Raw genomic sequence first — 25492 nt, 5'->3', positions numbered from 1 at the left:
GGTAATAGCTATACCTTGGCATGACCGCAAGGAATTGCCGCCAAACCCCGGTGAACTCCTATGTAGTCCTTACTGGATTGATTGGATTCATAAACTAGTTTGATTTTCGTCACTTAAAATGCTCCTATATGCCGGTTAGCTGCAGCCTAATTGGAAAATCGCCACTTAATATCAGCCAAAACGGCCATTGGAGCGTACTATCGTCCAAATAGGTGGCGGAAATCCAACTAGAATCGGAATATAGCCTGCTACGCGGGAATTAAGTAGCAAAAATCCAATTAGTCCCTATCCAATTAGTCCCTTTGCGGCATCAACCGCAACTATGCACCATCTTTCTGGCGAGAAAGGCCGGGAGGCCTCCACACATGAAGTCCCTTGAAAGTCCCTAAGATTAGCGGGTGCTAGTCCTTGATTCTCTTGACCAGCACATGCGCCGTCACATAATAGTCCCTGTCTTCATATTCATCATGAACGAACTGCCACAGCAGGGAGTAATGCGGCCCGGCTGCAAAGCGGCTCAGAATGCCGGGGTGTCTGGGAATGAAGGCTCCCGGGAGGCACAGACCCTGGCGGTCCCACTCCTTGAGATGCCCATACAGCAGGTGGGCGTTACCCTTACGGTCTCCCTTAACCACAGCATCCACCTTGGGCGTCGCCGGACTGACATAATCCTGCTTGGTCTGCAGCAGCAGGGTGTCGGTCAGGTGGATGACCAGCCCGTTATCAGCCAGCAGCCCGGCAAGGCCTTCGAAGAGGCTGAAGTGTATCCGCTCCAGCAGCCGGTCCAGTCCGGCGCTGAATTCGGCCGAGATTTCCTTATCCTTCTCCCGGTGGAAATAAGCCGACAAGAGCTGGGTGGTGAAGCATAAATTCATCGCCACATCCACCGGAGCCGCAATCCTGGACAGGTCGACGGCAGGCTCCAGCGCGTCGATATTATTTTTCAGATCAGCCAGTGAAGTCACCGTCTGACCCAGCCCCGTCAAATCAATGACGGCTTTGCGGAACTTGCCGGGGTAAGCCGACTTGGCAATCAGGCGGTCAAGCGCCTGTTCATCAATGTCGACGATGGTGATCCGGTCAAAGACGGTCTCAATATACGAAATCGGCACATCGTTGCCGTTCCCTGCACCCAGCAGCAGAATGTGTCCACGGCCCGGCTGATATTCATCCACCGTCTTCGCGATAACTTCGCGGATCTGCTCACGGTAATCCGCCCAATGCACCCAGTCGTCTTTGGTGGACTCATTGCGCAGCATGTTGGCTTTCTTCAGTTTGGCATACGGCACATGGACCGTTCTCCGGTTAAACAGCTTCATCAGTCGATCCCCCCAATATATGGGCCATTATATCCCGGCGGGCGGGGGGAGGACAAGGCGGGGACGCAGCACGAAGCAGCAGGGCACTTGTAGCAGATACAATCACTCCGTTAGCACTCCTAATCTCTTCACCCATTCGCTATCGTTCCAGATTTCAGGATTGTTGATGGTCTGCTGCTCTCCACGGGTGAGGGAGTCATAGCTATCCTTGGCAGGCGTATACCAATCCGCAATAACGAGCTTTCCATTTAGACTCTGCACAAGAAATTCAGTAGGTTCGGCGTAACTGCCCACATCCTTTGTAACCCGGGCATCTAATTTTAAATAGTAATAAGGGTGATCCCCTCCGGCAAACTCTGCATGACTGACACCTATATCAACACCAGTTACCAGATTATCCGTAAGCTTGTTCTTAAGGAACTGGTCATACTGGAATGTAATCTTCTTGTTCATATATTGTTTAAGGTTGTCGTTATTGACATAAGCATCTAAATCCATCTCGGCTCGGTTCCAGACGGCCTTGTAGTATTCAGACAGGGCTTCCGAGCACATGGTATAAGCCGTTTCGAAATCCCAGGCGGACAGGCCCGCTTCATCTGCGGCCGGAAATCCGGAAGGGTCCTCCAATTTATTTTCTTTGGTATCAGGCGGGGACTCTGTATTATTACACGCGGTTAGAGTCAGTAACAACAGCAATAGCAGCAAAACACGATTCATTATCATTCCTCCAATACTCTTGGACACCATGAGTTTACCTTAAATCTACAATAATGTTTGATGCACACCACTTCAAACAAATGATTGGAGTGGTGTGCATCCTACTTCAAATATTATTTATAATAACCAGTTAATTTTATTACTCTTTTGCTATCCCCCGGGTAAATTTCTTCAGCCTTTTGATTGTCGTTATAGGTGCCTTGACCGGAACGTCCGGTGACCAGTGCGCCAAAGACGAAATCTGTGGTTGTCTCATAGTATTCAGTAATGATTGTGGAATGCCGCCAATTGTTATAGGAGCCGCTTAAATAGAACTGCAGGATATCACCAACGGCATAAGGGTAACCGGTGTTGGAGTTATATCTGAACGTCGAATATGTTGTGGACGTTCCTGCCGGTCCTTTTGTGGTGTTGTTTACAAGAAAACTGTACAAATTTGGAACACCGGACCATGAGGAAGCACGGTTGCTCAAGCTTCTATAGTACCAGCCCGTCGAAGCAATGCCGGATCCATTTGTATCATAAGGGACTGCTCCACCGGCTAGCAATGCATGAGATACGAAGTTTGTGCAATCCCAGTTTCCAGTTAATTGGGAGAAATCGTAATAAGGGACACTGGATCCGCCGCTTGAAGGGGAGGTTTTGGCTTTGTTGTTTTTCGCATAAGTTGCTATCGATGTCTTATTCAGTGCTGTTAGCGTGGCGTATGGTGTTATGGATCGATTGGTTGTTTTTTCACCATCGATACTATTCATTTGAACAGGTAATTCGCGGTCAACCGAGAAATACTGGGTTATTCTACTGTGAAGTTCAGCCTGTCTTTCTGTAATAGAAGCGTTATTAGACTTTGAGTAGATTGAAGCAAGATCGCGGGAATGATCTTCTTGGCCTCTAACATATTCATCGTAATAGTCATACGGCATTTGTAAATCGGTAACGATCAAACCTGCATCTGTATTTTTAAACAGGATATTGGACACTTCGCCGAATCCGGACTGTACATCCAAGCCAACGTAATTGAATGACGCCTCTGTGCTGATGGTCAAGAGAATACCTTCTTTGGTTACCTCGGAGGACAGCAAGTTGAATTTCAGGGTGTAGTTCTCTTTTTGGGCATTTGCGGCGTCTACGACAAACTGTTTTGTGGTTATTTTATTTTGAAGATAATTGGATAGTGATGCATCCAGTGACTTTGTATCAACAAAGGATCGTTTAGCGGATAGGGCTGTGCCGAGCTCAATGTTCTCATAGTAATTCCTCAAAATATCTTGTGCTAAGGAAAAGCAGGTTTCAACCGAGTATAAATTAAATGTCGCAGCCTGAGTATCAGAAGGGGTGTCAGAAACAGGTGAAACCATACTTTCAGCAATTGCAGACGAGTTGCTTTGAGCCTGAGCAACAACAGGTATACCTATAGCGCTTACCAAGGTAGCTGCTAGCATAGCATTTATTACTTTCTTCAATGTATGTCATTCCTTTCAACATATATAAAATTTTAGTGTGAATTTCATCAGGGCAATTGTGTCCGCTTACAAAAAAGTTTCTTTAAGGTTTAATCACCGCCTCCTATGATGTATTCTTTTAAAAACCTTACATCTATTAATGTATATTATTGGTATATATATAAACAATAAACCAAAAGAACTAAAAACATGTAAATTTTTGATAGATTTTGTCGGAAAGTGAATGATTGAGATAGATGCAAACGAATCTATTTATGTGTAATTGTTGTTATATAAAAATTAGATGGGAATAAATGACTGACGGAGGTAGGGCTATGAATACATTTGCAGTTCTCCGTAAAATAGTATTGGCGTTGATTCCCAGCACACTGCTGCTGCTGATTTTGTGGCGCTATTTTCCGAACACCGGGCTGGGTCTTATCCTGGCGATTCCGGTTGCATATGTCGTCAATATTGCGATATTCCTGACCGGAAATTACTTTTCCCGGAGGTTTAACAATGCTTATATATGGGGAGCAGCCATTGTTCTTTCGTTGATCATAAGCATTTGGCTCTACCCGCAGGATTCCGGTGCGAATGTTGTTATACTTATCTTTGAGAAAATATTTGCGGCAGACTAAACCGTCAGAGAAGGGTGAGGCCAATGGATATGCTGGGGAAGCTTGTCTTAACGATTGTCGTGAATTATGTATTGTTTTGGGTGGTTACCGCAAGAATTGCAGGGTATGAGGAGAGTTTTGTCCGTGTGCGGATTGCTTCCTGGCTCAGCAGGCTGCTGTTTTTTAGACATTATAGCAGTAAAGTCCCGCTCTTTACCGTTGTCTTTCAGGGATGGGTGTATCTGACTTTTGTGTGGCTGCATCTCCTCCTGCTGGCTGGTTATCTCACGTTTGAATCGTATTTTGATATCAACATTGGGCTTTTAATCACCAATATCTTTGTCTATACCGGTGTGTATATCATAGATACGCTGTTTCATTTATTCAAGAGAGGGTAGCTGGAGAACTGAAAGGCTATTGTATTCAAAAAATTACCATCTGTCTATGAGTCCTTATGCTACGATCACCGGGATTTTACCGTATGATGATCAGTGGCGGATATTTTCCCAAAATATGCGTGGGTTAGGCTCAGATTATTAAGGGGCGCCAAGGGTAATATAACATTAAAAAAGTCGGGTGAGGCTGATGATGTCTTCGTTGAAAAGATTTCTGATCGGACGGCCGCTCAAATCGAACCAATTGGGCGAGCAGAAGCTGAACAAAACGAAGGCGCTGGCGATCCTCTCTTCGGATGCCTTATCCTCCGTTGCATACGGTCCCGAGCAAATCCTGATCGTGCTGATTACCCTCAGCGCCGCAGCCTTCTGGTATTCGATTCCGATTGCCATCGGGGTACTTGTGCTATTGCTGGCTTTAATCCTGTCTTATCGCCAGATTATATTTGCTTATCCCCACGGCGGCGGCGCGTATGTCGTCTCCAAGGAGAACCTGGGCAAATACCCCGGCCTCATCGCCGGCGGCTCTCTGCTGGTCGATTATATACTCACGGTTGCAGTCAGCGTATCTGCGGGTACGGACGCCATCACTTCGGCTTTTCCGGAGCTGCATCCGTACAATGTGCCGATTGCGATTTTGTTCGTGCTGGTGATTACGACGCTGAACCTGCGCGGGGTTACGGAATCAGCCTCGTTCCTGGCTTATCCGGTATATCTGTTTGTGCTGGCCTTATTTATTATGATCGGTGTCGGAATCTTCAAGGTGCTGGCGGGCGATGTGCCGCCTGAGCTGCATACGCCGCTCGGCACGCAGGTGGCGGGTATCAGCCTGTTCCTGCTTCTGCGGGCTTTCTCCTCCGGGAGCTCGGCGCTGACCGGGGTGGAGGCGATCTCCAACGCCATTCCCAACTTCAAAGAGCCTGCACCGAACAATGCGGCCAAGACGCTGGCGGCCATGGGGATGCTGCTGGCCCTGCTGTTCTCCGGGATCGTGCTGCTCGCTTATTACTACGGGGTTACGCCAAAAGAAGAGGTTACGGTCGTATCGCAAATCGCCGAGCAAATCTTTGGCCGGGGCGGGATGTATTTCTTTATTCAGGGGACGACCGCATTGATTCTTATTCTGGCCGCGAATACGGGCTATTCCGCCTTTCCGCTGCTGGCGGTTAATCTGGCCAAGGACAAATATATCCCCCGGATGTTCACCGTGCGCGGCGACCGGCTGGGCTATTCCAACGGCATTCTGAGCCTGGGCATTCTTTCGATCATTCTGATTATTGCCTTCAAGGGGCGTACAGAGCACCTGATTCCGCTGTATGCCGTGGGAGTATTCATTCCCTTCACCTTGTCCCAGAGCGGGATGATGATTAAATGGCTCCGCGAGAAGCCGCAGGGCTGGGGCACCAAGCTGGCCATCAATACGACGGGCGCGGCAATCAGCTTCATCGTCACGATTGTGTTCTTCCTGACCAAATTCCCGCAGGTGTGGCCGGTGCTGATCTTCCTGCCGCTGATTATTCTGCTGTTCTACCGGATCCGCAAGCATTATGAAGCAGTCGCCGATCAGCTCAGTATCAGCAACAATGAAGAACCTTTGATGAAATTTGACGGCAACGTCATTATTCTGCCGGTGGCGGGGGTCACCCATGTGGTGGAGAATTCGCTGCGTTATGCCAAGTCGCTGAATGCCAGCCAGATCATTGCTGTACATGTTCCGTTTGAACGGGATGAAGAGCATACCTTCGAGGAGAAGTGGAAGAGGTTCCATCCCGATATCCGGCTGGTCACGCTGTACTCGCCTTACCGCAGCATTATCCAGCCCTTGACCAAATTCATTGACACCGTGCAGCGCAAAGCCTGCGAGTCGGATTACCACGTGACCGTCATTGTGCCGCAATTCATTCCGCGCAAGGGGTGGCACAATATTTTGCATAACCAGTCCAGCCTGCTGCTCCGGGCTCATCTGCTGTACCGCAGGGATGTAATTATTACTACAGTGCCCTATCATTTGAAAAAATAACCGGCATGCCGCTGCTGTCACTGACCTTCAAGCAACTTTTACCATCTGTTAGCGTATAATCCGGAAAAGGAGCTGATTGCTTATGGGCGGCGGAATATTCATACTACTGATTGCAATTGCCATAATTGCCTACAGTCTGTACATCCGGCGGCATCCGGAATCCGCTTGGCGAATGAATGAGGGCTGGAAGGTGGACGGAGAGAGCGAGCCGAGTGAAGCCTATCTGGAGGCGCGCAAATTCTCCGGGGCGGTGGGCGTGTGGATAGGGGCGTTTTTTATCATTGTCGGTATCCTGCTGATCTGGCAGGCGACATAGCGGACGCAGCCCGGACCGGGGAAGGGATTTCCTGGTCCGGGCTGTTGTTGTTCCCACCGGAATAGTAGCGCTGGGGCAATTTATTACCTGTTTCAGTTACGGGAGCCCGCTGCATGAATTGGAACAGCGGCAGGAACTGAATGATTTTCAGGATGTCTGCAGGCTTGACCCGGCCCCAAGGGGCTGCTATATGCTGGACTGGAGGTGATGGCAGTGAGAATCAAAGAGGTGTGTGCCGCCTGCGGTCTGACGCGTAAAGCAGTGGAGTACTACGAGCGGCAGGGCCTGATTGCCCCGGAGATTGAAGCCAATGGCTACCGGCTGTACCGTGCGGATGATGTGGCGAGACTGAAGGAGATTTCGCTGCTGCGCAAGCTGGGCGTAGGAGTGTCAGACATCCGGGAAATTCTGCAGAGTGAGGACAGGCCGAAGCGGCTTGCTGCTGTCAGGGCCGGGATGGAGCTGCGCCAGCGGCAGGGGGAGGCGCGTCTGCAGGCGATGGACATGCTGATCGGCGGTTACGGCCCGGACGAGCTCGCTGTGCTGGCGGCCAATATCGAGGCTGCCTTTACCATCCGAGAGAAGCTGCAGCTGGCGTTTCCGGGCAGCTACGGGAGGGTTCTGTCGGCACATTTCGGCCGGTTCCTGGAGTTCAGGGAGAACGGCCAGGAGCAGCGGCAGGCCTATGCCGATATGATCGCCTGGCTGGATAAGATGGAAATGTCCATGCCCATGACGGATGAGCTGGTGGAGCTGCTGGAGCAAAGCATGCCTGCGGAGCATGAGGCTCTAGAGGAGGAGGCAGTGGCGTTAATGGGACAGGCTCTGCAGAATATCGGCGAGTACTTGGAGGAAAACAAGGAGAAGATAGACGCCTACATTGATTTCCGCCGCTCCGCCGCTTACAGCGGCAGTACGGCTTCAAGGCTCCAGGAGCTGCTCTCTGAATTCCAGCAGGCTTCCGGTTACCGGGATATTTTCATCCCGGCGATGAAACGGCTCAGCCCGTCTTACCGTGCATACAGTGCTGAGCTGGAGGCGGCGAACCGGTTCTTCCTGGACAAGTATCCGAACTTCCCCTGCCCTGACGGGACCAGGCAGGAACAGTGAGAGCATTCCCGCGTGAAACCTGACAAAGACCGTGAATCTGCGCCTGGACGGGCAGGTTCACGGTCTTTGCTGTGCCGGTTGCATGCAGCGGCAACAGTAAGGCGTCGGGCAGGTCGCATGCAGTAGCCGAGAGAAGGGCGTCGGGCAGTTCGCATGCAGCAGCTGACAGAAAGGCGTCGGGCAGCTTGTATCTAAGCCTGCAGCCCATCGGCTTCTGGTGTCTGGGCCAGTCTGCAGGCGGCTGTCTATACAGTTGCAGTAGTGGTCAGGCGTTCTGCTGCACCGCGCGGGTAATTCTGCGGCCCGTCGGTGTCTGGGCCAGTCCTCCGCCCGCCGTCTCGCGCAGCGATTCCGGCATGGCGGAGCCGACCTCCAGCATCACCTGTACGACTTCGTCGGACGGGATGATGCTGCGTACGCCTGCGAGCGCCATATCGGCTGCGCCCAGCGCCGTTATGGCGCCGAAGCCGTTGCGGACGATGCAGGGAATCTCCACCAGCCCGGCAACGGGATCGCAGATCAGGCCCAGCGTATTCTTCAGCGCCAGTCCGACGGCATGAATGGCCTGGGCGGGCGTGCCGCCGCGAATATCGACGAGCGCTCCCGCCGCCATGCCGATTGCCGAGCCAACCTCGGCCTGGCAGCCGCCTTCCGCTCCGGAGATAAAGGAGTTATTGGCAATGACATAGCCGATGGCTCCAGAAGCGAACAGGCCATACACCATCTGCTCGTCGCTCCAGCCGAAGCGCTCCTGGCTGCTGATCAGCACGCCGGGGATGATGCCGCAGGAGCCTGCGGTCGGTGTGGCGATAATCCGGCCCATCGAGGCATTGACCTCCGAGACGGCAAGGGCGTAGGTCATGGCCAGCGCAGCCGGACCGCCGAGCAGCGGCTCCCCTCCGCTGCGGTAGCTGTTCATCCGGCGGGCGTCGCCGCCGGTCAGTCCGCTCTTGGAGGTCGTATCGGAGTTAATCCCTTTATACACGGCATCCTTCATGATCTGATAATAGTCATACATCCGGGCGAGGACGGTCTCTTGGTCTTCCCCGGCTTCCCCGCATTGCTCCTCGAGCATCAGCTGCCCCAACGAACAGTTTTTGGCTTCCGCTAATTCAGACAGCTGTTTCAGTGTTTGGAAATTCATGGTGACGCTCCTTTACGGTGCAGAATGGAAGAAGAGACGCTTTTGCTGGTGATAGCCACAGTATTGGTTACATACTGAATGCTCAAGTTAGATGGTCTGTCAGGCACGTCCGCATTCCGCGGGCAAGACCGCTGGAAAGGGGCTGCCTGGCCTATATCGCCAACAACCGCAGCTCCTCAACCGCCGGCAGCGCGGATATCGCCTGCAGTGTGTCAGCTCCCGGGACGCCGTCGCATTCCAGCACCATCATCGCTTCGCCGCGCCGGGAGCGGCGGTCCACCGACATGTGGGCGATGTTGATGCCGCCGCCGCCGAGCAGGCCGGTGACGAAGGCAATTACGCCGGTCTCGTCCCGGTGGCGGATCGTCAGGGTGGGATAAGAGGCCGACAGCTTCAGGCTGAAGCCGTTAATCCTGACGATCTCCACATTGCCGCCGCCTATGGAGGTGCCGGTCAATTGCAGCGCTCTGCTCCCGTCCGCGCTGGATAGCTCCAGCTCCGCAGTATTGGGATGGGGGTACAGCCCTGTGCCCCGGGCTATGGATACAGACATCCCCGCGGCTTCGGCATGCGCGAACGCATCCGGCAGGCGCGGATCGTCGGTGCCCATATCCAGCAGCCCGCCGACCAGTGCCGTATCTGTGCCGTGCCCCCGGTAGGTGGCGGCAAACGAGCCGTAGAGCAGAATATCGGCCTGCGCCGGGCATTCCCCGAACAGCAGCCTGGCTACGCGCCCGATGCGGGCGGCACCGGCTGTATGGGAGCTGGATGGGCCAACCATGGCCGGGCCGATGATCGAGAAGACATCCTTAAACCGCAAGGGTGTCCGCTCCTTGCTTAGGCGGCTGCACATCGTCCGGCACGAGGCAATCGTAGACTTCGCCGCCCAGACGCTCCTGCAGTTCGGCTTGTGCCTTCGTTACCAGCTCCGGCTCCAGCAGCGTCTCGATGGCCGCTGCCGCCATAGCCTTGGCCGCCAGGAGCATTCCTTTGTGGGCGTAAGAGGTTTTGCCCTGGGCAACGGTCTGCCAGGCATGAAGCGGAGTTCCGAAGGCCATGGTGGTGACTCCGCACTGGGCGGTAGGCACGTTCCAGCTTACATCGGCGACATCGGTGGAGCCGCCCATGAAGATTTCCTTCTCATCGGAGTAAGGCACGATGAAGCCTGCCAGCGGTTGCCCGGCCAGCAGCGGCGCCAGCTTGGGACCAACCATGGCCGCCGCGTCCTGCTTGTTGCTCTCCGGCAGCGTCTCATAGATCGCCCGGGCATAGGCGTACTCCGTCTCCTCGTAAGCCGGAGCCCCGAGTGCGCTGAGATGCTTATACAGCACCCGCTCCAGTGTGCTGTTGGGAATCAGATTGGCGCAGGCGCCTTCGTAGCGGTAGCTCATCTGCGTGCCGGTCATCAGCGCGGCGCCTTCGGCGACCTTGACGAGCCGCGCGAACAGCTCGCGGACCTGGGCCGATTTCGGCGCCCGGACGAGATAGGTCACCTCCGCATCGGCCTGCACCACATTCGGGGCGAAGCCGCCCGAATTGGTAATGGCATAATGAAGGCGGGCCTGGTCCACCATGTGCTCGCGCATATAATTGGCGCCGATGTTCATCAGCTCCACGGCGTCCAGCGCGCTGCGTCCCAGATGCGGAGCGGCGGCGGCATGGGCGCTGATGCCCTTGAAGGCAAAGGTGGCGTGGATCACTGCGTTGGAGCTGCCGTGCATAACGGCATTCAGCGCATGCGGATGCCAGGAATAGGCGGCGTCGACGTCCTTGAAGTACCCTTCGCGGGCAAGGTAGGTCTTGCCGTAGCCGCTCTCCTCGGCCGGACAGCCATAGAAACGCACTTCACCGGCAGCCTCCGGATGCCCGGCCATATAATCCTTGACCGCCACCGCAGCGGCGAGCGCGCCAACGCCCAGCAGATTGTGGCCGCAGCCGTGGCCGTTGCCGCGCGGATGCACCGGCTGGTATTCGCTGACGCCGGCCTCCTGGCTGAGATCCGCCAGCGCATCGTATTCGCCAAGCAGCGCAATCACGGGACCGCCGCTACCGGAGCGGTAGGAAGCGATGAAGCCCGTCGCCAGGCCCGCAACCCCTCTCTCTATGCTGAAGCCCTCGGCTTCCAGCACTCCGATCAAGGTATCGGCAGACTGATATTCATCAAACCGCGTTTCCGCAAACGACCAGATCAGGTCACTGGCAGAGGTGAAACGCTCTTTTTTCAGCTCAATGGCTTCAGATACAAAACGGGTCAAGTCGATCGTCATATTCATGTATGAAGGCACCTCGTTCATTAGAAATGGTGTGGCTGTTAAGCATGAGCTTGGCCAACGTCAGCGGGCCTTTTCCATATGTGCTCAAGTCGTTTGCGGCTCGGCCGGCAGATCGGGCTGGGTACGGCGGCTGAACAGCAGCGATGCGGAGCAAATTACGGCAAAGGCGATCAGCATCGTAAAGGCGGTGGTATACGAGCCTCCGGAGGCATCGACCAGGAAGCCGATCAGCATCGGCGTCAGGAAGCCGGCCAGCTGGGCGCCTGTATTGACGAAGCCGCTGGCTGTCGCCGCAACGGTTTCGGGCATCGACTTCACGGATTTGGAGATGATCAGCGTGGACACGAAGCCGGCGGCGATCCGGACGACGGTCTCATAGGTTATGAACAGGGCGATGCTCTCCGCAGTACTCATCAGGTAAAGGGCAACAGCTACGATCAATCCGAAAGCGGCGGAAATTTTACGGTCTTTGCCTGCAGGAATACGGTCCATGACATAACCGCCCAGCAGCATGGTGACGATGCCGATAATCGCCGGAATGGCTGAGAGCATGCCCATTTCCTTCAGATTCAGTCCGCGGACATTGACCATGTAGGTAGGCATCCAGGAAGACAGGCCCCAGTTGACGGCGTAAATGCTGAAATAGCTGAGGAACAGGCCCCAGATCATCGGATTCCGGAGTACTGTTTTTAATGAGACATTCTTTCTGGCTTCGGGGGAAGCGGATGGTACGGGAGTACGGGCGGGCTCTTTGAGGAAAAAGAACATCAGAATCGTAATGACAATTCCGATGATGCCGAAAATGTGGAACAGACTGCGCCAGCCGATGGATTCGAGTGCGAAGCCGGAGACCAGCGGTGTAACTACGCCCATAATGGCGCCGGAAGCCAGCATCACAGACATCGCACTGCTGCGCTGGTTGACGGGGAAATTAACGGCAATGGCCTTCGAGCCGGAGGGGAAGAAGCCGCCCTCGCCAAGACCGAACAGAAACCGGACGAGCACAAGTGAGATCAGGGACCAGGCAGAGCCGGTAATCATTGTGAAGACCGACCATGAGAAGAGGGAGAACAGGATCACCTTCCGGTAGCCGAACCGGTCAGCCAGCGCACCGCCGGGAATTTGCATGATCGCATAACCGAGAAAAAAGCTGCTGAGGATAATCCCCTGCGAGGAAGCGCTCAGCCCCAAATCCTCAGAAATGCTGACTACAGCGTAGTTGATGACGAAGCGGTCCAGATTTCCGAGGCACCATCCGAGAAACAACAGGGCCAAAATAATGTGCTTGAAGTGCTTGCTGTGGATCACTTTCGACATCGTGTTACCTTCTTTCTCATGGATTGTTATTTATATTGATTTATTATATTCAAATTACAGGATCGCAGCTTTCTTTACAATGTAGGTTCCTATATAATAAAGTTCATTCTGATATGGAAACCTACATTGACAGGGGTGGATAGTATGCAGGCTTTTTTTGAAAAAATGTTAAGGGAACGGCTGGGAACTGCCGACTTTGCTCTCTGGATCAGCCGGAATTGGACGGAGTGGCAGGGGATTTATCAAACGGAAGGCCGGCAGATGCTCCCTCCTGTGTTGTTGGCCGGGCAGACGTTAAGGAAGCCGCAAGCTATAATAGAAATGAAAGAGTGTACGTTAGCTTACCTTCCATATGATCAAAATGTATGCATTGCGATCCGTATTTATAGAGTGATGGAGCTTTCGGAGGAAGAACTGGCGGAGCTTACCTCTCTGCTGTATCCATGTTATACCGAGTTTATGGCCGCTAAACATGAGCAAGCCCTTAATACGATGATGAACAGTTTCCGCGATGTGACACAGCTGCTGGATTTGGACGAGCTGCTGGAACGCATCCTGGCAAGTGCGCTGGCCGTAATCCCCTATGACAGCATCGGGGTGCTGTGGAGCTACGAGCCTGCGGCCGACGCCTTGAAGGTCAAGGCCCGGGCCGGAGAGATGGGTGAAGAGATGCTTCTGATGCGGATGAAGCCGGGCGAGGGGATCATCGGCAAGACCTTCCTGCGGGGCGAGCCGCGTCTCTACGACAGCATGCGCCTATTGGAGGAAGATGTAGGCAATATGTCCGAGGACAACCGGCGGCATCTGTACACGGCCTATCATTTCGAGAATGTCTGCTCCATTATTTCGGTGCCGATCAAGATTGAGGGGCGGACCGAATGCGTGCTGATCTTTTATCAAAAAGGCCAGATTCCGCTGTTCGGCGAGGCGGAGGTGCGGCTCTTGCAGAGCTTCGCGGACCAGGTGTCGATTGCCATTACCAACGCGAAGCTTTATGCGGAATTAAGTGAGCAGAATGAGGCGCTGATCCGGCGGGATGAGATTCACTCATCGCTGATGAAGCTGTCCCTGCAGAACAAAGGGGTCGGCTCCATTGCCGGCGAAATGGCGCGGGTGACCGGGCTGCCGCTGGTTTTTGTCGATTTCATCGACCGGCAGTGGCACCCGCGGCGTGCCGAATGGGCGCCAGGCTGGAGCATGGAGACGCTTGTGAAGCTGTACCAGTCGCTGCAGCCTCCCGACTATTTGACGACTGTAGAAAGCGAGGGGGAAGGGCCGCTGCTCCATCTGTATCCGATCGCTTCCGCAAGGCAGTGCCTGGGATACCTGCTGGTTCAGGCAGAGGGCCGGCTGACGCCGCTGCAATTGGTGGCGCTGGAGCAGGGAAGCTCCATTCTCGCACTGGAGCTGATGCGCAAGCAGTCGCTTGCCGAGCTGTATTTCAAGAAGACCCAGCAGCTCTTCAACGATCTGCGTCTGAGCAAGGATTCCGCCGAGTATTGGGAACGCTCGGGAGAGATCGGCATCGGACCGGCCACCCGCGTCGCGGTAGGGCTGCTGGAATTTCCGGAGTCCGGGGACCCGGCTGCGCTCGGCACGCTTTCCCTTCAGCTGATCTCCTTTGTTCGGGAATATGTGACCCATCCGGCGCTTCCCCTGGCCTTCGCGAGCGAACGGCGGATTACCTTCCTGCTGATGGTCCAGGAAGGATATAAGCCCGGGGAGCTGGAACGGCGGTTCATCGCCTCCCTGGCCGAATGGGAGCGTAAGGCGGGGATTGCGCTGTTCGGGGGGATCGGCTCTGTACGGACGGGGGTGGAGGCGGTCAACACCAGCTATCAGGAAGCGGATAAAGCGCTGGCTTACCAGAAGACCAGGGGCAAGGCCGGTCCCATCCGTTATGCCGACATCGGCGTGAACCGGCTGTTCATCCGCCAGCCGGCTGAAGATCTGACTGCATTCATGGACGAAATCTTCGAGCCGCTGCGCCCGGCCAAAGGAGCGGCTGCGGTGCTGGAGGATACGCTGACCGCTTATATGGCAAGCGGAGGATCGGCTGCGCAGACGGCGGCCGCTCTGCACATCCATATCAACACGCTCTATCAGCGGATTCACAAGATTGAAGAGATACTGGGCATGTCCTTCAGCAATCAGGAGCATCTTCTGCATCTGCAATTGGCTTGCTATCTGCGGAAGACGCTGCCGAAGGGAACTGGTTGACAGCGGGGGGGGGGATTGCTCCGGGCGAGTTGCAGTGCCTGCCGTGTACCCGCTATGATAAGTGCATAGCGGAGAAAATCCTGGCGAAGCGTAAATGGGGGAGTTGAATTGAGAGGGATACGAGCGGCCGTTGCTGCACTTTTGGTTGTAATGATGCTGGCGCTGACCGGCTGCGCCCAGAGCACGGCGCATGTTACCGTGAAGAAGAACGGGAGTCTGGAACTGGCGTTCAGCCTGGTACTGAGTGCGCGTGCAGAATCACTGGTGGGCGATAAGCTGGAGGAAGTATTGACCGATAAGCTGGAGCCCGAAGGGATCGTCCTGCAGAAGACCCGGAACGGTGACGATACCGAGTATATGTTCCGGAAAGTGTATGCCTCCTACAAGGATCTTCCGGCCATGGATACTGCGGGAAATCTGGATATTGTAGATACCCGGATCACGCAGGAGGACAAATGGCTGTATACGAAATACAGCATTGTGGCGCAGCCCCGGTTCAATGCTTATACCGATGAGATTCTGAGCAGCCTGGGAGATGTCGGTGTACCGCAGTCGCTTGTAAGGCTGCTGCTGCAGGGCTTCGCGATTGATTTCAAATTAACTCTGCCCTTTGATCTCTATGGGGCGAATAACGCCGTTTCCCAGGATGGCAATACCCTGACCTGGCATCTGACACTGACCGATTCACAGCCTCTGGAGCTGGAGCTGATGGTGCCGAACCTCCGGAACATTGTTATCGTCGCCGGCGGTGCTGTACTGGTAATAACCATTGCCATCATTCTGTTCATCCGTTCGCGCAAGAAGCGAAAGGCCTAAGCCATCCTGACCAAAAGCATGAATGACATAGCGCCCCCGTTCCTTCGGCTTGCACAGCCGGAGGAACGGGGGCGCTGCTGTTCATTGACCGCGGATGAGCTGGACTTGTTCTGTCAATACTCCTCCGGCACCGCCCGCTGCCGGCCGCCGGCGCTGTCGCGGTACTGGCCGGGAGTCATGCCTTCCTGCTTGCGGAAAGAGCGGATGAAGTTCTGCGAGTTATTGTACCGGAGCTTCGCGGCGATATCCTTGATTGGCATATCGGTCTCCTCCAGCCACTTCTTGGCCATCTTGAAGCGGTACATCGCCAGGTATTCACTGAAATAATATTGCGTCTCCTTGCGGAATACGCTGCTGATATAGTTGGCGTTGTAATGCAGCCGCGAGGCACATTCCTCGAGCGTCAGATCCTTGTCGTAATCATGCTGGATGATATCAATGATTTTCTCGGATATATTATGATATTGGGCATTCTGTCGGCTGTGGAAGACGGATATCATCGGCTGGACGATAACATTCCAGAACCAATCCTCGATCTCTGCAGCGATCTGCAAATCGGTCAGCTCTTCAAACAGCGAGCCATTTACATGGTAGATTTGATTCAGGGTAATGCCCGACTCCTGCATCATAATCAGGATATTGTTCAGCAGGCGGGTCAGCGGAATCTGATACTCCTGCGGCGGCAGTCCTGGTGCAAAAATACTTCGCATCAGCTTTTCCAGCAGCTCTTTCGCTTTCGCCTCATCCGCCAGCTTGATCGCGTCCATCAGATCGTTCTCGGTATGCACGGGATAGTTCAGCCCCAGATAGTGCTTGCCGGAATTAATATGTTCGTATTGAATGATAATTCCCTTGCCGAGCGTAATCCGGTATTTCAATGCCTCCAGCCCTTCCTTATAGGCAAGAGGGAGCTTCTCAATGGTATGGAACGGAAGACTCATGCCGATGCTGACGGCAAGCTTCAGGTAGCTGTTGATTTGCTGCTGCAGATTCTCCGTCAATGAATAGAGCATCCGGTGAAAAGATTCCGGGTGATCCTCGCGGCTGCCGATCAATGTTACAACAGAACCGTCCACAATGACCGGAGCCAGCCGGCGGTCGGGACTGATTAACTCTTCGATCATATTATGGGCCGCGAACAGCAGCAGGTTCACATCTTTCTTCTCATAGCCGTCTTCCCCGGCGTAGTCGATGCTGAGAATGATCACAGCCATCGTCTGCCATTCTTCCACCTGTTCACGGTAACCGAATTGCTCCAGCTCCTCGAACAGCTCGCGTTTTTTGACCTGGCCCTGGAAGGCCTTGATCAGGAAGAAGGTCCGCACATTGCGGATGTGCTGGCTCACCTCGCGCTCCAGCTGTGACTTGGACTGGAACAGATGGTGCATCTGCTCGCCGATGAACTGGAACTCATCCCGCTGGCCGGCTTTGATGCCGGGACGGCGCTGTCCCATCTGATTGAGCAGCCGCTCGATCGGGGTGTACATTTTGCGGGAGCCGAGCCAGGCCAGCAGTACAGACAGACTCAGCATTACTGCGCATACCAGGATGGTATAGAGCCCGATCTTATCTGACTGCTTGGTCAGCCCGTCGATCGAGGTTACGGACAGATAGATCCACCCGTTCATAGGCGAGCGAAAATAAGACACCGAATAATCCTGCTTGTTCATCACTGTCTGGAACTGGCCGGAGGAGCTGTTGCTGCTCTTGATAATCTGTAGATCGCTTAGCCCGCCTGCGCTGGCCGGTTTGCCGATCAGGCTGCGGTCGGGGTGCAGCAGTATGATGCCGGATTCATTAAGCACCATTATACTGTCAAGCGGCTCCACATCGGATATATTGATGAAGTCCTGCAGGCTGCAAGCCGGGATGTTGGCCAGGGCCAGCCCGTATTTCTGCAGCTTGGCCGTCGGCAGCTTCTTGATGAGGCTGATGCTGTAATCGCAGCCGGTGACATTGACGCTCTCTTCGCTGTAGAACAGAGAGGAAGGGTTAAGCACCCAGGAGGTACTGTCGGGAATATTCATCAAGTTCGTTAATTGTTCATAATTCGGATACTCATTCAGGCGATACAGGCCGGAGTTCTTGATCATCCAATTCTGGCGTTGGTTGAGCAGGATGACATCCTCCAGTTTCGTATCAAAGGATTGCATATTGCGGATTTCCGATCTAAGATCATTATATAAAATGAAATCGTTTACATTTAATGCGCTGTTCAACGCTTTTTTGAGCACCGAGGAGCTTACCACCTGATTCAAAGTCTGGTTGACAGTCGTAAGCTTATGCTCTACATTTGAGTTAATTTGTAAAATGAGTTCCATTTTGCTTTTGTTAACATTTTTTTGAATCTCGCGTGAAGATGTGAGATAAGAGAAAGAGCCGATGAACAGCACAGGCAGCGTGCTGATAACAAAGGCGAAAAGGGTCAGTTTGCTCAGAAAGCTCAAATGTCTCACAGATTTCAGCACCTCTTTTTTATGGAAAACATTGTTCTATCTTAGTGTATGCATCAGCTAGGATAATAACAATAATCATCTGGTGCCGCAATAATCATTATCTCAAATCATCACTATGTAAAGAAGATTATTCTATTATTAGCAGTTAATTGGGTACTGAAATTCATGGCGCAGGATTAATAATCGGCCGGCGCGGATAGTGGTGCCTAATGTTTAGGGGGATATGTATGTTCAGAAAATCTGCTCGCCGCTCGCCTTGGTGTTACTTCATTCTGCCGCTTGTCCTGATGCTTGTTTTGTTAAGCGCTTGCAGTGATGACGGGGACGCTGATTCGCAGCATTCCAGGGGAGGGCCGGTAATCTCGATTCTCGCTCCCCTGCATTTTCCGCAGACTCCATCCAAGGAGCTGGTTGCGGAGATTGAGAGGCTGACCGAAACGGATCTGGAGATTACCTGGGTGCCGGAGGGCGTGTATACCGACAAGATGAATACGGCGCTGACTACAGGCACGCTGGCGAAGGTTACCTTCGTCAAATTCACCGATTACAATCTGCTGAAGAGTGCAATCCGCTCCGGCGCTTTCTGGGAGATCGGGCCTTATCTTGAGCAGTTTCCGAATTTGAAAGAGCTGGACAGCGATATTCTAGGTCAAACGGCCGTTGATGGCAAGGTGTACGGTCTGTATACCGAACGTCCATCCTCCAGACAGGGCATTATCATCCGCCAGGACTGGCTGGACCGGCTGCAGCTCGAACAGCCCAAGAACCTGGATGAACTCTATGAGGTAATGAGACAGTTTACCTTTAATGATCCGGACGGAAACGGCAAGCAGGATACCTTCGGCTTAGTTGACCGCAATGATCTGGTGTACGGTGTATTCAAGACCCTTGGCTCTTATTTCGGCACGCCGAATAACTGGAAGCTGGAGAACGGGCAGTTTATTCCGGAATTCGCGACACCTGAGTATATGAACACTATGAATTACATGCGCAAATTGTATCAGGAGGGAATCATTAACCAGGACTTTGCCCTGACCAGCAAAGAAGTGCAGCGGGACAAAATCATCCGCGGGAAGGCCGGCGTGTTCATCGGCAGTATGATGGACGCGCAGCGTCTCTCCATCGAAGCGAAGATGATTAACCCGCAGGCCGAGTTCACCCTGGTTAACCGGATAGAGGGGCCATACGGTTATAAGGTGTGGTCGATTCCGAACTATAACGGCTTGTACCTGTTCTCCAAGAAAGCAATCGCCACCGAAGATGAGCTGAAGCAAGTGCTCGGATTCTTCGACCGTTCGATGGATAAGGATGTGGCCAATCTGATGATGTACGGCTTTGAAGGCCGTCATTACAAAGTGGAGGACGGAAAGGTCATCCTGCCGGAAGCGACGTCGCAGCTGCGGGTCAATGAGGTTAGCCCGCTCTATTCGCTGATGATTGCCGACATCGGCAACGAGAATATAATGGAGGTTGCCAAGAAAGAGCAGCTCACTGCCCTGGCGGACCAGCTCAGCAAAGACAATGAGCAGTTTCTGGTGGACGACCCGACTGTGTCTTTAAGCTCCCCTACCTTTGACGAGAAGAATATGGAGCTGTCGATGATTATTACCGATGCCACCTATAACTACATTCTCGGAGAGATGAATGCGGAGCAATTTGCGGAGGAGGTGTCGGAGTGGGAGAACAGCGGCGGACGAATGATTATTCAGGAGTACGCCGAAGCAGCGGCCCACGCCCGGAAAGCTGGAAATTAGGATAATGCTAATTTAATTCCAGAAATAGCCATAATATTACCTTGTAATTATTATCGACCACTGGTATATTTTGTATTAGCACTACATAAACAACCATGTTTGTCTGGTCGATGAGGAAAGGTGGGTTATGTCTTGGAAGCTGCTCTTACGATAGTTACGGAACTGGAAGAGTATTTAAAAAAGGAATCTCTGACGATATCCCAGTTTGCGAAGTATGCCAGTCTGCATTCCGGTACGCTAAGCAATATTATGCGCGGACGCAGACCGATTGCGATGCAGCAGCTGGATCGGATCACCGAAGCAATGGGTTACCCTGAAGGGTTCTTTTATGAACTGTTCATTAATAATTATGTTATTGAGGGATCTGCCGACTGGCGCAGAGTCGGACCGCTGCTGGTCCGGTGCGCAGAGCTCGGCAAGCTGGAGTGCGTACGGAAGATTGCCCAGCACATTATGGATAATCTGATTTATTCGCCGCTGCTGTTCGATACGGCCGAGGAAATGTTCGCCAGCGGACAACTGGAAGCCGCCGCGATTCTGTATGACTGTGTGGCGGAAGGTGAGCGCTTCCAGCATTCGGAGCGACTGGCCCAGTGTCAATTCCGCCTGTTCACCATCGCCCTTGGCGACGATCAGGATCAGAACCTGTGGGCGGCCAACCGCTTCGAGCCCTTTGTGGAGCGTCTTGACGAAGTTGATCAGCTCGATGCGCTGAAAGAGCTTGCGAACACCTACCGTTCCCTGCAGCGCTGGGACAAAGTCGACGAGCTCGCCGAGAAGATGGGACATAAAGCGCGGATTCAGTACGAGATGATGCACAGACCGCAGCGTAAGGTGAAGGAGGCGGAGAAGCAGCCCAGCCGTCCGATGTTTTTTTACATTGCGTATAGTGATTTGTTGCGGGGAAGTGTTTGCGGTGAGCTGGGGAATTATGAGAAGGCTCTAAATTATCTTTATTCTAATGCCCAATTAGAATGGGTAAAGGAACAAGGGGAAGAGATTGAACACTGGAAAAACCTGTTTAGAGAGTGGTCTGAAGCTAATGTATTGTTAACCAGAATGCTTAGTGGAGATTTTTCTGTAATTAAGACATACACTGATTACATTCATGGACACAAGGAAGAATTGGTTATAGGGCTATTATATATTTTAAAAACCTCAAATAAATATAACTTTAATATAGATTCAATTCTCGAGGATTTTCAAGAGGATATAGTGAGAATTTCCAATGAATTGATGCAGGGGAGATATTCTCGAAAGCTTGCTGTAGATCGCCAAGCAAAACTAAATTACGAATTAGCATATTATTCTATGAACCAGCGGAATTATGAAGTAGGTTTTAATTTTTTACTGAATTCCTTAAAGATATTTGTACAAATTAATAATGAAAAAGGTATAATTGAATGTGTCAAACTCTTTGAACGAAATCGAATGGCAGCAAATGTAAAACTGCAAAAAAATTATCAAACTGTACTATTAGGAGGAGACATTCTTGAAGAAAACGGCAGCAATTATACTTATAACAATTAGCGCCCTGCTGTTCCCTATTATTCATGTTACGGATTTGCCTTCGCAGCCTCAGATAACCAGTTATTATCATGGTGAAGGTTAAATTTAAGTTTTGATATATTACATAAGTCAACGCCCCTAACCCCGCGCAAAACTTGCGTGGGGTCTTTTTTTGCTGTACAAGTATAAAATTGTAAACAATCGCATACTTTGGCTCATTAATGTGGCAGTACGAAGAATCGGTGGAAACTTAATGAGACTTAACGCCGTTCTATTCGTATGAACCATCAAAGCCGGTTGCTAAAACTTAGTATTACAGGTACCGGCATCCAAAAGTCGATTGAGAAAGGTGGATTTATGAAATGGAGGCTTCACGTTCAATTTTGACGGAACTGGACCAATATCTGAAAAAAGAAATGATATCGATCTCACAGTTTGCGAAGCTAACGGATCTGCACTCTGGTACGCTGAGTAACATTTTAAATGGTCATAGACCCATTGCCATGCAGCAGCTAGACCGTATTACTCAAGCCATGGGTTATGAAGACGGTTACTATTACGAACTTTACATTGATAATTATATCATTGATGGTCCACCGGACTGGCGTAGAATCGGCCCCTTACTCTATCGCTGTGCAGAATTGGGCAAGCTGGACTGTATCCGGCGGGTAGTGGAGCATGTGCTGGACAAGCTGGCCTACTCATCGTTATTCTTCGATACCGCTGAGGAGCTGTATGCGGCAGGGTTTAAGGAAGCAGCGGCTATATTGTATGAATGCGTCGCGGAAGGTGAGCGGTATCAGCATTCAGAAAGGCTGGCGGTTTGCCAGTACCGGATATTTACGATTTCGTTAAGCGAAGACCAGAATAAGAATTTGATTGCCGCTACCCGCTTTGAGCCTTATGTAGAACGTCTTGATGACTTGGAACAATTGGATGCGCTTAAAGATCTGGCGAATACATACCGTTCTCTGCATTGCTGGGATAAGGTTGATGAAATCGCTGAGAAAATGGGGCATAAAGCGCGTATTCAGTACGAACTGTCGCATAAGGCTGGACGTAAACCCAAAAATGCAGTAAAGAAGTTGAGCAGACCTCTATTTATGTATATTGCTTACAGTGATTTGCTGCGGGGCAATGTCTGCGATGAGATTGGTGACTTTGACAACGCACTAAAGTTTAAACATGCTTACAGTGATTTTAGTTGGGTGAAAGAAGAAGGGGAAGATGTAGAGTTATGGAAAAGTTTATTTAAGGAATGGTCTAAGGCCAATATTTACATGACCAAAATACTCAGCGGCGATTTTTCAGTTATGGATCGTTATGTTCTCTATCTGGATGAACAAAAAGAAGAACTGGTCATCGGGCTGCTCTATATCATGAAAGCTGCTAATAAACACAAGAAGAATGTAGACGATGTCCTGCAGCATTTTCATAAAGATATTGAAGTAATCAGAAAAGACTTGGTGCTGAAGCGTTACTCCCGTAATATGGTGCTTGACGGCCAGGCCAGCCTAATGTATGAGCTGGGACAATATTATTACTTGCGGGGAGAACATGCCAAGGGAAGAGAATATTTGCACCAATGCAGCAAGAAATATAAACGGATTAATCCGGAGAAACATCGGATGTTGGGCAGAGTAACAGAGATTCTGCAATGTGATCAAAATAGACCGAACAGCGGTAAACAACCGCTCCCTAAAACCTGAACGCCAAAAGCTGGCGTTCAGGTTTTTTTCTGCTGCCGGGTGCTTGCTGAAGCTGCTGAGTAGTGGGGATGCACATTCTAAGTGGATAATCGCAAACTAATTCCGTCTTTTCCTTGAATTTCAGAAGTCTAGTTAGATAATCGCCACTTAATATGAGCTTATTTAACGTTTCAGCGGACATGGGCCTGAATTAGTGTGCCAAAATCGAATTAGAACCGTGGAAACCGCAAGTGGACGAATTAGTGTGCCAAAATCAAACTAACCTTCCCCGCAGCAGCCTAGTAGCTGCGGGACCAATATCCGGCATGCCGCCGCGAAATCACAAGCGGCGGCAAGCCCTTACTCCCCCTTCCACGATCAGGGGGAAGGGCGGTCCTCCGGCGGCGTGCCGGCGCGGAGGGGGAGTTTGGAGCCGGAGGAGCAGTAGCGTCCGCCTTTGTCTGCGGATGTTCCCCTCCTCTAATCGTTCCAATCAATAACATCCGCTGACAACAGCGGCCGCAGGCCCAAACCTTCCCCGCAGCAGCCCATTGGCCGCCGAAGTAAGGCTTCACTGCCTTTTCCCGCTGCGCCCTGCTACAATGCCGCCCCCGGCACCCTCCAGCAACCCCCAGCACCCTCCCAATGATCACCCCGTGCACCCGATAATCATTTACTCAGGCGCCCAGGTACGGCGCGGCTTTCTGGGTAAATGATTGTTTTCGTAACCGGATTTGGCCTGTAGTGTGAAGCGTGTAACCAATACAAGTTCAAAACGGAGGTCAACAAAGGTATGAAGAAAAAATCCTTCACCCTGCTCCTGTCCGCGCTGCTGACAATGAGCATGCTGGCAGCGTGCGGTAACAACAACAACGGAGGCAATGCTGCGGATGCGACGAAAGAACCGGCTGCAAACAGCGGAACTGACACAGCCGCCACAGAGAAACCGGCGGAGCCGGCCGAACCGGCCAAGCCTACAGAGATCAAGATCATGCTGCCGCTGAACACCTCGGAAACACCGCCTGACACCATTAAGACTGAAGTGGAAAAGCTGACAAACACAAAGCTGACCTATCAATTCTTCCCGGCAGATACGTATGAAGAAAAGCTGAACTCCTCGTTCGCCACCGGCTCCCTGCCGCAGGTCACTTATCTGAAGAATCAGACGACCTTCCTGCAGATGAAGGAAGCGATCAAGGACGGACAGTTCTGGGAAATCGGTCCGCTGCTGTCGGAGTTCCCGAATCTCAACAAGCTGAAGCCAGAAATTCTCAACAATACAAAGGTGGAAGGCAAGCTCTATACGCTCTATATCGGACGTCCGCTGGCGCGGCAAGGGATTATCTACCGCAAGGACTGGGCTGACAAGCTGGGCCTGAAGGCTCCGGCTAACGTTGATGAGCTGTTCGCAATGGCTAAAGCATTCACCGAGCAGGACCCGGACGGCAACGGCAAGAAGGACACCATCGGTGTCGTAGACCGTAATGAACTCGTCTATGGTGCTTTCAAAACCGTATCCTCCTGGTTCGAAACCCCGAACAGCTGGGGTGAGAAGGATGGACAGCTGCAGCCTGAATTCATGTTCCAGCAGTACATCGACACGATGGACTTCTTTAAAAAGCTTCGTGAAGGCGGATACATGAACCAGGACTTCGCGGCCACCAGTAAGACAGATGCCGTGAACATGTTCACCAGCGGCAAAGCCGGCCTCTACATTGGCGGTTCCATGCAGGACATTGATTCCCTGAACAAGGATTTGATCAAGAACGTACCGGATGCCGTGCTGGATACGCACAGTATGGTTGCCAGCCCGAACGGCAAGTTCGCGCAGTGGATGATTCCCGGCTACAACAACGTAGTACTGTTCCCGAAATCTGCAATTAAGGATGAAGCCGAGCTGAAGAATATCCTGGCTTTCTTCGACAAAATGATGACTCCAGAAGTCTCCAACCTGATGTATTGGGGGATTGAAGGTACCCACTATACCGTTGAAGACGGTAAAGCCAAGGCTGCGGATAACAAGGAACTGATCGAACGCGAGGTCAAGGGCTACAAGGACAGCGTAATCGGCGAAAGCGAAACCAACGGTATGTACCAGCCTTATAACGTACTGCCTGGCCGTATTCATGCCGAAGAGCTGGTTCTGGAGAATGTTAAGGTGGGCGTAGCCGATCCTACGGCTGCACTGGATTCCGAGACTTATACGACCAAAGGCGTGGAATTGCAGCAGATCATTACCGACGCAACCTATAACTATATGTACGGCCAGCTTGATAAAGCCGGATTCGAAAAAGAAGTGGAGAACTGGAAGAGCCGCGGCGGCGCTCAGATTATCGAAGAATACAACGCAGCCTATAAGAAGTAAGAAGCTCTGAG

At 52.2% G+C, this 25492-nt stretch carries 19 protein-coding genes; 11 read left to right on the top strand and 8 right to left on the bottom strand.

What is annotated here, in order from left to right:
• Nucleotides 1-401 precede the first annotated feature (401 nt).
• The 3 genes from F1379_RS09895 to F1379_RS09885 all read right to left on the bottom strand — a co-directional run bounded on the left by F1379_RS09895 (nucleotide 402) and on the right by F1379_RS09885 (nucleotide 3499).
• Nucleotides 402-1319: a hypothetical protein gene (locus F1379_RS09895; RefSeq protein WP_150269042.1), complete on the bottom strand. Its 918-nt coding sequence runs from the start codon at nucleotides 1317-1319 to the stop codon at nucleotides 402-404.
• A 102-nt stretch (nucleotides 1320-1421) separates the two neighbouring features.
• Nucleotides 1422-2036: a lipoprotein gene (locus F1379_RS09890; protein WP_150269040.1), complete on the bottom strand. Its 615-nt coding sequence runs from the start codon at nucleotides 2034-2036 to the stop codon at nucleotides 1422-1424.
• Nucleotides 2037-2149: 113 nt separating this feature from the next.
• Complete coding sequence (locus F1379_RS09885) at nucleotides 2150-3499, bottom strand: amidase domain-containing protein (protein ID WP_150269037.1); 1350 nt, start codon at nucleotides 3497-3499, stop codon at nucleotides 2150-2152.
• 314 nt (nucleotides 3500-3813) lie between these two features.
• On the opposite strand from F1379_RS09885, the gene F1379_RS09880 reads away from it, so the two are divergent.
• The 5 genes from F1379_RS09880 (at nucleotide 3814) to F1379_RS09860 (ending at nucleotide 7939) form a co-directional block, all read left to right on the top strand.
• On the top strand, nucleotides 3814-4119 hold the full coding sequence (locus F1379_RS09880; protein ID WP_150269035.1) for a hypothetical protein: 306 nt from the start codon (nucleotides 3814-3816) through the stop codon (nucleotides 4117-4119).
• A gap of 23 nt (nucleotides 4120-4142) precedes the next feature.
• Nucleotides 4143-4496, top strand: coding sequence for a hypothetical protein (locus F1379_RS09875; RefSeq protein ID WP_150269033.1), 354 nt, complete (start codon nucleotides 4143-4145; stop codon nucleotides 4494-4496).
• A 187-nt stretch (nucleotides 4497-4683) separates the two neighbouring features.
• Nucleotides 4684-6513 carry an APC family permease gene (locus F1379_RS09870; protein ID WP_150269030.1) on the top strand — a complete coding sequence of 610 codons (1830 nt, stop codon included), beginning with the start codon at nucleotides 4684-4686 and terminating at the stop codon, nucleotides 6511-6513.
• Between the two features lie 82 nt (nucleotides 6514-6595).
• Nucleotides 6596-6829, top strand: coding sequence for a DUF6199 family natural product biosynthesis protein (locus tag F1379_RS09865; RefSeq protein WP_150269028.1), 234 nt, complete (start codon nucleotides 6596-6598; stop codon nucleotides 6827-6829).
• Between the two features lie 213 nt (nucleotides 6830-7042).
• Nucleotides 7043-7939 carry a MerR family transcriptional regulator gene (locus F1379_RS09860; RefSeq protein ID WP_162551115.1) on the top strand — a complete coding sequence of 299 codons (897 nt, stop codon included), beginning with the start codon at nucleotides 7043-7045 and terminating at the stop codon, nucleotides 7937-7939.
• Nucleotides 7940-8204: 265 nt separating this feature from the next.
• Here F1379_RS09860 and sdaAA read toward each other — a convergent pair whose 3' ends face one another.
• The 4 genes from sdaAA to F1379_RS09840 form a co-directional block, all read right to left on the bottom strand.
• Entirely contained in the window at nucleotides 8205-9083 is an 879-nt protein-coding gene (gene sdaAA, locus F1379_RS09855) for an L-serine ammonia-lyase, iron-sulfur-dependent, subunit alpha (protein ID WP_150269024.1), read from the bottom strand.
• A gap of 151 nt (nucleotides 9084-9234) precedes the next feature.
• Nucleotides 9235-9903, bottom strand: coding sequence for an L-serine ammonia-lyase, iron-sulfur-dependent subunit beta (sdaAB, locus tag F1379_RS09850; RefSeq protein ID WP_150269022.1), 669 nt, complete (start codon nucleotides 9901-9903; stop codon nucleotides 9235-9237).
• The gene (locus tag F1379_RS09845; protein WP_239004616.1) at nucleotides 9893-11356 is read right to left on the bottom strand and encodes an amidohydrolase; all 1464 of its coding nucleotides are present in this window, start codon (nucleotides 11354-11356) and stop codon (nucleotides 9893-9895) included. Before F1379_RS09845 ends, sdaAB begins: the two co-directional genes overlap by 11 nt.
• Nucleotides 11357-11440: 84 nt before the next feature.
• Nucleotides 11441-12673 (bottom strand): MFS transporter, encoded by a 1233-nt coding sequence (locus tag F1379_RS09840; protein WP_203457075.1) that lies wholly within the window; start codon nucleotides 12671-12673, stop codon nucleotides 11441-11443.
• A 492-nt stretch (nucleotides 12674-13165) separates the two neighbouring features.
• Here F1379_RS09840 and F1379_RS09835 point away from each other — a divergent pair, with 492 nt between their 5' ends.
• Entirely contained in the window at nucleotides 13166-14893 is a 1728-nt protein-coding gene (locus F1379_RS09835) for a helix-turn-helix domain-containing protein (RefSeq protein WP_162551114.1), read from the top strand.
• A gap of 108 nt (nucleotides 14894-15001) precedes the next feature.
• Nucleotides 15002-15709, top strand: coding sequence for a hypothetical protein (locus F1379_RS09830; protein WP_150269018.1), 708 nt, complete (start codon nucleotides 15002-15004; stop codon nucleotides 15707-15709).
• A 113-nt stretch (nucleotides 15710-15822) separates the two neighbouring features.
• Here F1379_RS09830 and F1379_RS09825 read toward each other — a convergent pair whose 3' ends face one another.
• Nucleotides 15823-18165, bottom strand: coding sequence for a helix-turn-helix domain-containing protein (locus F1379_RS09825; RefSeq protein ID WP_150269015.1), 2343 nt, complete (start codon nucleotides 18163-18165; stop codon nucleotides 15823-15825).
• 227 nt (nucleotides 18166-18392) lie between these two features.
• On the opposite strand from F1379_RS09825, the gene F1379_RS09820 reads away from it, so the two are divergent.
• The 4 genes from F1379_RS09820 to F1379_RS09805 all read left to right on the top strand — a co-directional run bounded on the left by F1379_RS09820 (nucleotide 18393) and on the right by F1379_RS09805 (nucleotide 25481).
• Nucleotides 18393-19919, top strand: coding sequence for an extracellular solute-binding protein (locus F1379_RS09820; RefSeq protein WP_150269013.1), 1527 nt, complete (start codon nucleotides 18393-18395; stop codon nucleotides 19917-19919).
• Nucleotides 19920-20051: 132 nt separating this feature from the next.
• Nucleotides 20052-21449 carry a helix-turn-helix domain-containing protein gene (locus F1379_RS09815; RefSeq protein ID WP_150269011.1) on the top strand — a complete coding sequence of 466 codons (1398 nt, stop codon included), beginning with the start codon at nucleotides 20052-20054 and terminating at the stop codon, nucleotides 21447-21449.
• 341 nt (nucleotides 21450-21790) lie between these two features.
• Nucleotides 21791-23137, top strand: coding sequence for a helix-turn-helix domain-containing protein (locus tag F1379_RS09810; protein ID WP_150269009.1), 1347 nt, complete (start codon nucleotides 21791-21793; stop codon nucleotides 23135-23137).
• A 772-nt stretch (nucleotides 23138-23909) separates the two neighbouring features.
• Nucleotides 23910-25481, top strand: coding sequence for an extracellular solute-binding protein (locus F1379_RS09805; RefSeq protein ID WP_150269008.1), 1572 nt, complete (start codon nucleotides 23910-23912; stop codon nucleotides 25479-25481).
• The last annotated feature ends 11 nt before the right edge of the window (nucleotides 25482-25492 follow it).

This window comes from Paenibacillus tepidiphilus, assembly GCF_008635795.1.
Classification (GTDB): Bacteria; Bacillota; Bacilli; order Paenibacillales; family Paenibacillaceae; genus Paenibacillus_AQ; species Paenibacillus_AQ tepidiphilus.
Note: the sequence above shows the minus strand (reverse complement) of the source record. Positions and strands in the feature narration are given on the sequence as shown.